Source organism: Kitasatospora sp. NPDC093102 (genome assembly GCF_040683915.1).
Classification (GTDB): Bacteria; Actinomycetota; Actinomycetes; order Streptomycetales; family Streptomycetaceae; genus Kitasatospora.
In genome coordinates, this window is sequence record NZ_JBFBFA010000037.1 from 67,229 (window position 1) to 77,023 (window position 9,795).

Annotated in this window: 7 protein-coding genes and 1 riboswitch; of the genes, 2 read left to right on the top strand and 5 right to left on the bottom strand. The window is 73.5% G+C overall.

Annotated elements, in window-relative coordinates; genetic code table 11:
• Positions 1-11: 11 nt before the first annotated feature.
• Both AB0O11_RS31005 and AB0O11_RS31010 read right to left on the bottom strand, forming a co-directional pair.
• Entirely contained in the window at positions 12-1,550 is a 1,539-nt protein-coding gene (locus AB0O11_RS31005; RefSeq protein WP_363393628.1) for a cobyric acid synthase, read from the bottom strand.
• Entirely contained in the window at positions 1,547-2,539 is a 993-nt protein-coding gene (locus AB0O11_RS31010; RefSeq protein ID WP_363393630.1) for a cobalamin biosynthesis protein, read from the bottom strand. The genes AB0O11_RS31005 and AB0O11_RS31010 overlap by 4 nt, the downstream gene beginning before the upstream one ends.
• A gap of 107 nt (positions 2,540-2,646) precedes the next feature.
• A riboswitch (cobalamin riboswitch) is annotated at positions 2,647-2,780 on the bottom strand.
• A 385-nt stretch (positions 2,781-3,165) separates the two neighbouring features.
• Between AB0O11_RS31010 and AB0O11_RS31015 the strand changes: the two genes are divergently transcribed.
• The gene (locus AB0O11_RS31015) at positions 3,166-4,272 is read left to right on the top strand and encodes an alpha/beta hydrolase (RefSeq protein WP_363393632.1); all 1,107 of its coding nucleotides are present in this window, start codon (positions 3,166-3,168) and stop codon (positions 4,270-4,272) included.
• A 655-nt stretch (positions 4,273-4,927) separates the two neighbouring features.
• Positions 4,928-6,253: a hypothetical protein gene (locus AB0O11_RS31020; protein ID WP_363393634.1), complete on the top strand. Its 1,326-nt coding sequence runs from the start codon at positions 4,928-4,930 to the stop codon at positions 6,251-6,253.
• Between the two features lie 179 nt (positions 6,254-6,432).
• On the opposite strand, the gene AB0O11_RS31025 is transcribed toward AB0O11_RS31020, so the two are convergent.
• From AB0O11_RS31025 to AB0O11_RS31035, 3 genes are all read right to left on the bottom strand, one after another.
• Positions 6,433-7,257 (bottom strand): CDP-alcohol phosphatidyltransferase family protein, encoded by an 825-nt coding sequence (locus tag AB0O11_RS31025; RefSeq protein ID WP_224280705.1) that lies wholly within the window; start codon positions 7,255-7,257, stop codon positions 6,433-6,435.
• A gap of 40 nt (positions 7,258-7,297) precedes the next feature.
• A complete protein-coding gene (locus tag AB0O11_RS31030; protein ID WP_224280704.1) occupies positions 7,298-7,990 on the bottom strand; it encodes a phosphatidylserine decarboxylase in 693 nt (230 codons plus the stop codon).
• A 487-nt stretch (positions 7,991-8,477) separates the two neighbouring features.
• A complete protein-coding gene (locus tag AB0O11_RS31035; protein WP_363393636.1) occupies positions 8,478-9,680 on the bottom strand; it encodes an acyl-CoA dehydrogenase family protein in 1,203 nt (400 codons plus the stop codon).
• Positions 9,681-9,795: the final 115 nt, after the last annotated feature.

Sequence of the window (9,795 nt, forward strand, 5' to 3'; positions counted from 1 at the left end):
TCGTACCCGGCTCATGCGTCACTCCCAGGGGCCCCGGGCGGGACGAACGGCAGCGATCCGGCCGCCGGCACTCCGCCCTCGATCAGCTTCCACAGCGCGTCGGTGTCCGCGTGCTCCTCGATCAGGTCGCCCAGCCGGTCCAGCCGGGCCTCGCGCGCCGCGGCGAAGGAGGTGTCCGGTGCCGGGACGAACGCCCGGCCGGACAACTCGGCGACCTCACGCAGGAGTTCGCGGCGGAACCCGTCGTTCTCCAGCACGCCGTGCCAGGTCGTGCCCCAGACCGAGCCCACCCGGCAGCCGTCCAGACTCCGCCCCCGGTCATCGGAGACGAACGCATCGCCGCCTTCGACCGCCACCACCCCGTGGTGGATCTCGTAACCCTCCACCCGCTGCCCGTAGGCCTCGCCGACCGGCCGTGCCAGCACCTTCTCGATGCCGAACCGCACGCGCGTCGGCAACAGGCCGAGGCCCTCGACGGCACCCGACTTGGACTCGACCTCGTCCACGATCGAGTGCGCCAGCATCTGGTAGCCGCCGCAGACCCCGAGGACCGGCAGCCCGGCCGCCGCCCGCGCCTTCAGGGCCGGCTCCAGGCCGCGCTCGCGCAGCCAGGCGAGGTCGGCGACGGTGGCCCGGGTACCGGGCAGCACCACCAGGTCGGCGTCGGCCAGTTCCTCCGGCCTGGTCGCCCAGCGCACCAGCACGCCCGGCTCCTGCGCGAGCGCGTCCACGTCGGTGAAGTTGGACAGCCGCGGGAAGCGCACCACGGCCACCCGCAGCACGTCCGCGCCGAGCGGCCCGGGCCCGTCCGCCCGGTCCACCACCGTGGACAGGTCCAGCGAGTCCTCCGCGTCCAGCCAGAGCCCGGGCAGCATCGGCAGTGTGCCCAGCACCGGACGGCCGGTCAGCCGGTGCAGCATCTCCAGCCCGGGTGCCAGCAGCCGCGCGTCGCCGCGGAACTTGTTGACGAACCAGCCCGCCACGTGCCGCTGGTCCTCCGCCGACAGCAGCGCCAGCGTCCCGTACATCGCCGCGAAGACCCCGCCGCGGTCGATGTCCCCGACCACCACCACCGGCAGGGCGGCGGCCGTGGCCAGGCCCATGTTGGCGATGTCGCGGTCGCGCAGGTTGATCTCGGCGGGCGAGCCTGCGCCCTCGCAGACCACCACGTCGTAGCGGCGGCGCAGGTCGGCCAGGCACTCCAGGGCGCGCTCCAGCAGAACGGGCTTGCGCTCGCGGTAGTCCAGTGCGCCCACCTCGGCCACCGGCCGGCCGAGCAGCACCACCTGGCTCCGGCCGTCCGCGCCCGGCTTCAGCAGCACCGGGTTCATCGCCGCCTCCGGCTCCACCCGGGCGGCCTGCGCCTGCATCGCCTGGGCGCGGCCGATCTCGGCGCCGTCGGCGGTGACGAAGGAGTTGAGCGACATGTTCTGCGCCTTGAACGGCGCGACCCGCACGCCCTGGCGGGCGAGCCAACGGCAGATCCCGGCCGTCACCACGCTCTTGCCCGCGTCCGAGGTCGTCCCCGCGACCAGCAGCGCGTTCGTCATGCCCTTCCCCTCTTCCCCAGGAACGCCCGCAGCAGGACGTGCCCCGCGACCGTCGTACCCAGCGCCAGTGCGCCCACCCGCCGGGAGAGCGCGCAGGCCCGCTCGATGTCGTCCACCGTCACCGGCCGCAGCTCTGCGCCCAGGACCGGCCGGTGCTCGATCCGCTCGCCGTACTGCAGCGTCCCGCCCAGCCGCACGCCGACCGCGCCGGCGAACGCCGACTCCGCCTGGCCCGCGTTCGGGCTCGGGTGCGCGGAGCCGTCGCGCCGCCAGACCCGCCAGGCCGTCCGGGGCTCGGGTGCGGCGGCCACCGTCAGCAGCGCCGTCAGCCGGGCTCCCGGCCAGCCCGCCAGGTCGTCCAGCCGGGCCGAGGCCCAGCCGAACCGGGCGTAGCGCGGCGAGCGGTGGCCCACCATGGCGTCCAGGGTGTTCACGGCACGGAAGGCCAGCAGGCCGGGGGTGCCGGCCAGGGCGCCCCAGGTCAGCGCGTTCACCACGGCGTCGGCCGTGTTCTCGGCCACCGACTCGACCACCGCCCGGGCGATCTGCTGCCCGTCCAGCGCGCTCGGATCCCGCCCGCACAGGTGCGGCAGCCGCTCGCGGGCGGCCGCGAGGTCGCCCGCGGTCAGCGAACGGCCGATGGTGCGCGCCTCCCGGGTCAGCGAGGTGCCGCCGAGCACCGTCCAGGTCGCGGCCGCCGCCAGCGCAGCCCGGCCCAGCGGGCGCCGGCCCACCGTACGGTCCAGGGCGAGCGCGCCCGCCGCCACCGCGCCCACGCACAGCGCCGTGTACCCGGCCCCGGCACCGCGGTCGTCGCGCCACAGCCTCCGCTCCAGCCGGGTCGCGGCGGTGCCGAAGACGGCGACCGGGTGGCCCCGGCGGGGGTCGGCGAAGCGGGCGTCGGCGGCGTAGCCCGCGACGGCGCCGAGCGCGAACGCGGCGGCGCAGGTCAGCGTGCGCGGAGACGGAGAAGGTGCCGGCGGGGTCATCGGTGGCACGGCGGAAGGCAGCTCGGAGTCCGGCGGGGCGGGGCAGCCTGCATCGCGTGCGTGTCCTCACTCAGGGTCCGCGCCCTGGATCGACGTGACGGGGGCGAGAGTCTCCTGGCTTCCGGGTCGAACGCACTCCCGGAGCCTTCCAGCGGCCGTCGACGGCCCGCCGTGGCGATGTTCCGAGCGTGCTCCCCGGTGACAGTGGCGGGACCGCGCCGGACTTCCACCGGCTTCCTCTCCATGCCTCCGTTTGGCCCCAGGATCCCATCACGGGCCCGAACCGGGAGTCAACCGAGGTCGCGGAGGGGTTGGTCACACGCGGGCGCCGCCGACTGACACCCTGTGGGATCGCCCAGCGCGGCATCGGCCCGGTGCCGCTTCGCGCGTTCGGCGGCCGGTGCCGTATCGCGCTCCACGGCGGCCTTCCGGTGGCATGCTCCGCGGAAGGCCCCCCGTCGCCCCATCGTCGACTCCTTCACCGCCCGCTGCCGGCCTCTCCCCGGCACCGTCGGGTCGCCGCTGGGGTCACCCGGACGGCCTAGCCCGGTGGCCGGGCGGGCGGGGCGCCGGTGGACTGGTGCTCGAACACCGTCCGGTCCGTGACCAACAGAGCGGGGAGCGAAATGCGATGGGGAACCGCCGCCGTCGTGGCGGCCGCAGCGGTCGGGGCCGCCGTGCTGGTGATCGGCCGTCGGGCCTCCGAGCAGATGGTCCGTCCGGCGACCGCCGTCCAGGAGTCCGGTCCGATCCTGGTCCACAGCCTCGCCCCCGGCCGGGTCACCTTCACCCGCAGCCCCGAGAGCCTGCGCCCCGGCCGCTGGGCGGTCGAGTGGGCGGACGGTGGGCACGCGGTCGTCGAGGAGGTCCTGCGCAGCGACGAACGGGGCGTCACCCGCCGCCTGGTCCGTGCCGACCGGGGCACCCTCACCGCCGGTACCGAGGTCCGCCTCACTCCCCGGGTCCACCTCGGCGACCCCACCGAGGCGTTCGGCCTCGCCTTCGCCGACACCATCGCCGAGGGCGAGCTCGGTGCGCTGCCCGCCTGGCAGCTCGACGGCAAACGCGGCACCTGGGTGATCCTGGTGCACGGCCCCGAAGCCGACCGCCAGCAGACCCTCCCGGTGCTCCCCGTCCTCGACCGGCTCGGCCTGCCCGCCCTCGCCGTCACCTACCGCGGCGACCAGGGCGCCCCCGCCTCCCCCGACGGGCTGACCCATTTCGGCGAGACCGAGTGGCGAGACATCGAGTCGGCGGTAGGGCTGGCGTTCGACAGCGGTGCGGGCGCGGTGATCCTCTACGGCTGGTCCCTCGGGGCGACCACGGTCCTCCGGACGGCGGCCCGCTCCGCCTGGTCGCACGCCATCCGCGGGCTGATCCTCGACTCGCCCGTGCTCGACCTCCCGGCCTCCGCCCGCCGGGACGCCGCCCGGGCCGGCTTCCAGGGCGTCGCCGCCGAACTCGGCGCCCTCGCCGCCGAGGGCCGCACCGGCGTCGACCTCGCCGACTTCGGCCGCATCGCCGAGGGCACCGACCTGCGCGTGCCCACTCTCCTGCTGCACAGCCCCGAGGACCGGATAGCCCCCTTCGGCAGCGCGGAGAAGCTGGCTGCCGCCCGCCCCGACGTGGTCAGCCTCCAGACGTTCCCCGGCGCCGACCACGCCACCCTCTGGAACACCGCCCCCGACCACTACACCGAGCTCCTCCGCCGCTGGCTCACGCCGCTGCTGTAGCCCCCCCTGGCCGTGCGAGCGGTTTCGGCTGAGCCCCACCGGGTTTTCCGGCGAGGATTCCGCCGTCCACGAATGAACGTTTCTGCCTTTTCGCCGGGCATGCGCGAAAAGTCGGCCGGTCCGACTTCTCGTGCAGCATGACCCCGCCACCCCGTCCGCCATCCGTCCGGATTCGGGCTGGACAGTCCCGCGGGAAGTCGGCGGAGCGGATTCCCCGCGCGAAAAGCCCCCTGCCGTCAGGGGCGACAATTGGACCGACCCCTTACCCCCCACCCGTACGCACGGTGATCGGTCGAGCATTCTCGGCGACCGGGGTGGCGCCAGTGGCATGGCCGGGTCACACGTTTCCAGCCAGGCGGTTTGCCGCTGTTGCCCGATCTTGCGGAGGTGCCGCCGCCGGTCGCCCGGTCGTACGGACAACCGGATGTGACAGAAGGCCGGTACAAGGGGAAGACTGCTCGACGTGACGTCTCGGAACCCGCGCGACCGTGATGCCCCGCTCCCACCGACGATCGGTACCGGTGCGACGGTGACCCGTCTCCCCGGAACGGCCCACCGGCCCACCGGTGGCAGGCCGGGCGGGGCGGGTGTCCCCCGTAACGGAGTACCCCGGCGACGAGGGCCCGCTCCGGCTCCCGGGCGGGGTCGGGTTCCCGTGCCGGAGGGCTTCCCGGCACCCGCCGAGCTGGCGCCGCTGGCCCGACGGATGCTGGTGGACGCCGTGCGGGTCGCCCGCTGGGCCGGCGAGCTGGCCGAGGTCGACAAGCGCGGTGAGCTGCTCCCGGAGGACGCCCGCGCGGCGGGCCGGGCACTGGCCATGACGGTCGGCGCCGCCGCCAAGGCGTGGGGGCAGGCGCTGCTGGTGGGCCTGGTGGAGGCCCGTGACGGCGGAGCCGGCCCCGGCTGGCGGCTGCACGCCTGGGAGCACGACGACGAGGCCGTGGTTCGCGGCTGGTCGGCGCTGTTCGACGCCTGGACCCTGCTCGCCCCGGTGCCGCCCGCCGCGCTGCGCGGCGTGTTCGCCGTACTGGCCGGGCAGGCCGTGGACCAGGCCCCGCAGCTGCTCTCCTTCCTGCACCTGGTGGACGGCCCGGTCGCCGAGAGCGAGCTGCTGGAACTGCTGCGCCGTGGCCTGGACGAGCGCCGGGTCGGCGCCGGCCTCGGCGGACCGGGCCTGTCGCCGGTGCCGCACGCGGCCTCGGCCGTTTCCGCTGTCCGCGGCACCTGCCGCGCGCCGCAGATCGACACCCCGGCCGCGCCCTCGGACGTGGCCGCTGTCCTGGACTGGATGCTGGACGGCCTGGCGGCCGTCGGCGCCCTGGTGCGCAGGAACGATGCCGCGGAGCTGTCGCCGCTCGGCCACTGGGCGGTGCGGGCGAAGCTGGAGGAGATCTGCACGGTCGCACAGACCGCGGCCGGGCACATCGAGCAGAGCGCCTTCGAGCTGCTGAACGCCTGTGCGGACTACTCGCCGGGCCCGGCCCGCGCCGAGTTCCGGGCCTGGGTCGCGGCCCGGCCGGCGGACCGGGCGGTGGGCGAGCTGCTGGAGGCCGCGCAGGGCGACGACGCACTGGTGCGCGGGCTGGCCTTCGAGGCGCTGCGGGTGGCCGGCGGTCCGGCCGAGCAGGCGGTGCGCGCGGCGGTGGACGAGCCGGTGCTGCGCCCCTACGCATTGCTGTGGCTGGCGGAGCGCGCGGACGAGGGCGTCTCCCCGGCGGACGTGCTGGGCGCGGAGGACGCGGCCTGGCTCTGGGTGGACACCGCGGCCGCGGTGCTCGACCACGGCGAGACCGAGCTGCTGGTGGGCCACGTCGAGGGCGCCTCGGCGGGCGACCCGGTCCGGCTGTTCGCCCGGGCCCGGCAGTCCGGGCACCCGCGGGCGGCCTCGGTGCTGACGGCGGTCTCGGGTGTGCACCCGGACCCGGGCGTGGCCCGGGCGGCGCGCCGTTCGGCGTTCAGCGTGCACACCGGTGGCGCCTGACTTTTATGACAATTGCGGAAGAGTTCGGAGTCCGCAGCGACGGCGGATCCGGCGTCCGCGTGGGCGTCCGCATCGGCGGTCCCTGAGCCCGCACCCGAGGTGCTCGACTGCTGTGACACATGAGGAAGGGCCCGGAACCAACAGGTTCCGGGCCCTGACTCTTATGACAATTGCGGGACTCAGCCGAGCCGCGACTCCGCCCGCCGGGCACGGACGTCGCCGACCTTCTGCCCCACCTTGCGGCGGATGACCAGCAGCGGCGCCATCGCGGCGAGCGTGATCTGGGCGAACGCGCCGACGTGCATCAGGGTGTCGCCGCCGGGCAGTCCGGTGGCCCAGGCGGCCAGGCAGCCGATGGCCACGACGACCCAGCAGAGCGTGGCGGTGGCCAGCAGCCCCTGCGGCTTCGGGTACTCGATCCGGCTGACCATCAGGTACGCGGCACCGAAGATGGCGAGCAGACCGGGCAGGAACGGCGGGTCCAGCAGCACGATGGCGATCACCGTCATCGCACCCATCGGGCAGGGCATGCCCTGGAACACCCCGGGCCGCATCTTGACGGCCGAGAAGCGGGCCAGCCGCAGCACCACCGCGAGCAGCACCGTGATGGCGATGAGCGCCGACAGCTTGCTGTTGGAGCCCTGGGAGACCATGCCCCAGACCGCGACGAAGTAGGCCGGCGCGATACCGAAGCTGATCAGGTCCGCCAGGTTGTCCAGTTCCGCTCCGAGGGCGGAGGAGCGCAGCTTGCGCGCCACCAGGCCGTCGAAGAGGTCGCACATCGAGCCGATCAGCAGCAGCGTGACCGCGGTGGCGGCGCTGTGCCGGTCGGGAGCGGCGTCCGGGTTGGTGATGTGCGGGACCAGGACCCCGGTGGTGATCGAGTAGATCGCCAGGAAGCCGCAGACGGCGTTCCCCAGGGTCAGGAAGTCGGCGGTGGACAGGTGCTGGGGAGAGCGCGGGGCGCGCAGCTCGCGGTCGCGCGCCCAGCGGCGGCGGCGCAGGGCCGTCTCCTCGTCGTCCAGGCCGACGATTGTCTCAGGATCAGTCACGGTCAAGGCGCGTCACCCCGGCTGTGGTCTTCTGGCCGACCTCGACGCCGACCTCGACGCCGGCCGGCAGGTAGGTGTCGACCCGGGACCCGAACCGGATCAGACCGATCCGGTCGCCCTGCTCGACCTTGGTTCCGGCGTCCACGTACGGCACGATGCGGCGGGCCACGGCCCCCGCGATCTGGACCATCTCGATGTCGCCGAGCTCGGTGTCGAAATGCCAGACGACCCGCTCGTTCTGGTCGCTGTCCTTGTTGAACGCGGGGACGAAGCCGCCCGCGACGTGCTCGACCGACGTCACCGTGCCCGGCAGGGGCGCGCGGTTGACGTGGACGTTCAGCGGGCTCATGAAGATCGCGACCCGGGTGCGGCCGTCCGGCCAGGCGTCGATGCTCTGCACCACGCCGTCGGCGGGGGAGATCACTCTGCCCGTGCCGATCTCACGCTCGGGGTCGCGGAAGAACCACAGCATGCCCGCGCTGAGCGCACAGGCGGGTACCGCCGCCAGGGCCCACTTGCCGCTGCGCCGGGTGAGGGCGGTGGTCACGGCGGCCGTGGCGAGGGTGGGGACGAACCAGGGGGTGGCTCCGCGCGCGATGGTCACGCGGGGTCGCCGACCGGCCGTCGGGGCTGCGAGGGCATCGCGGTCCGTGACGGAGGTGTGAGGGGACGGGCTGATGGGCATCGAAGACCTTTGTCGCGGGGGATCATGGCCGCTGGACGGGGGCCACCGCGGGATCGGTAATAGAGGGACGGCTTGCTGTCCCGGTGGATGCTATCGGGAGCACACGGTGGGTGGGCAACCCGCCTGCTCGTTCACGTGTCCGGTGGCGGCGCGTATGCGCGTCCACCCCTACGACCGTAGCTCGACCCGGTCCGGTTCCCAAGGGACCGGACGGGGCTGGTGACTCATGTCTCAACAGGTACGCCGACAGAACCCGGCGGGCGAAACGGCCGTAGCGGCCGGAAGCGGGTGTGCGGAAGCGGCCGCAGGGCGCGTCGTTGCAGCTGTACGCCCTGCGGCCGCTTCCGGAGGGCCGTGCCGGACCCAGGCGGACCAGGCCGGGCCCATGACGGGGCACGGCACTCCGCCGGGACGGGCCCGCACGCCCGTCGACCGGCGGTTCGAGGGGGCCGCCCGGCGGCGTGGTCCGTCGGCAGGCGGCCCGGGATCAGTCGGCGATCCGGTACTCCTCCAGGAGCCGGCGCCCGACGATCATCTTCTGGATCTCCGCAGTACCTTCACCGATGAGCAGCATCGGGGCCTCGCGGTAGAGGCGCTCGATCTCGTACTCCTTGGAGAAGCCGTAGCCGCCGTGGATGCGGAAGGCGTCCTCGACCACCTCCTTGCAGTACTCGGAGGCGAGGTACTTGGCCATGCCGGCCTCGAGGTCGTTGCGCTCGCCGCTGTCCTTCTTGCGGGCGGCCATGACCATCATCTGGTGGGCGGCCTCGACCTTGGTGGCCATCTCGGCGAGCTTGAACTGGATCGCCTGGTGCTCGGCGATCTTCTTGCCGAAGGTGGAGCGCTGCTGGGCGTAGGAGATGCCGAGCTCGAAGGCGCGGCGGGCGACGCCGCAGCCGCGGGCGGCGACGTTGACGCGGCCGACCTCGACGCCGTCCATCATCTGGTAGAAGCCGCGGCCCGGGACGCCGCCGAGGATGCGGTCGGCCGGGATGCGGACGTCCTGGAGGACCAGCTCGGTGGTGTCGACGCCCTTGTAGCCCATCTTCTCGATCTTGCCGGGCACGGTCAGGCCCGGAACCTTGGGGTTCGGGCCGAAACCGGCCTCCTTCTCGATCAGGAAGGTGGTCATGTTCTTGTACGGGGTGCTGCCGCCCTCGTCGGTCTTGCAGAGGACCGCGACCAGGGTGGAGGTGCCGCCGTTGGTGAGCCACATCTTCTGGCCGTTGAGGACGTAGAACTCTCCGTCCCTGACGCCCTTGGTGGAGATGGCCGAAACGTCGGAGCCGAGGCCCGGCTCGGACATCGAGAAGGCACCGCGGATCTCGCCGGCCGCCATCTTCGGCAGGAAGTAGTCCTTCTGCTCCTGGGTGCCGTGGGCGTTGATCATGTGGGCCACGATGAAGTGGGTGTTCACGATGCCGGAGACGGACATCCAGCCGCGGGCGATCTCCTCGACCACCAGGGCGTAGGTGAGCAGCGACTCCCCGAGGCCGCCGTACTCCTCGGGGATGGTCAGACCGAACAGGCCGAGCTGCTTCATGCCCTCGACGATGGCGGTCGGGTACTCGTCCTTGTGCTCCAGCTCGGTCGCGACCGGAATGATCTCCTTGTCGACGAAATCCCGCACGGTGGCGAGGATGTCCCGCTGGATCTCGGTGAGGCCGTCGGTCTGTGCGAGGCGTCCCATCGTGCGGCTCCGAAAGGTTTGAGGGTCTGCGGAAAAGTCGGGGCACGATGGTGGTAAGGCGCTGCTCGCCTCGGCGGGCCCTGACGGGGTCGGAGGAGGTCCTGATGAGGTACTG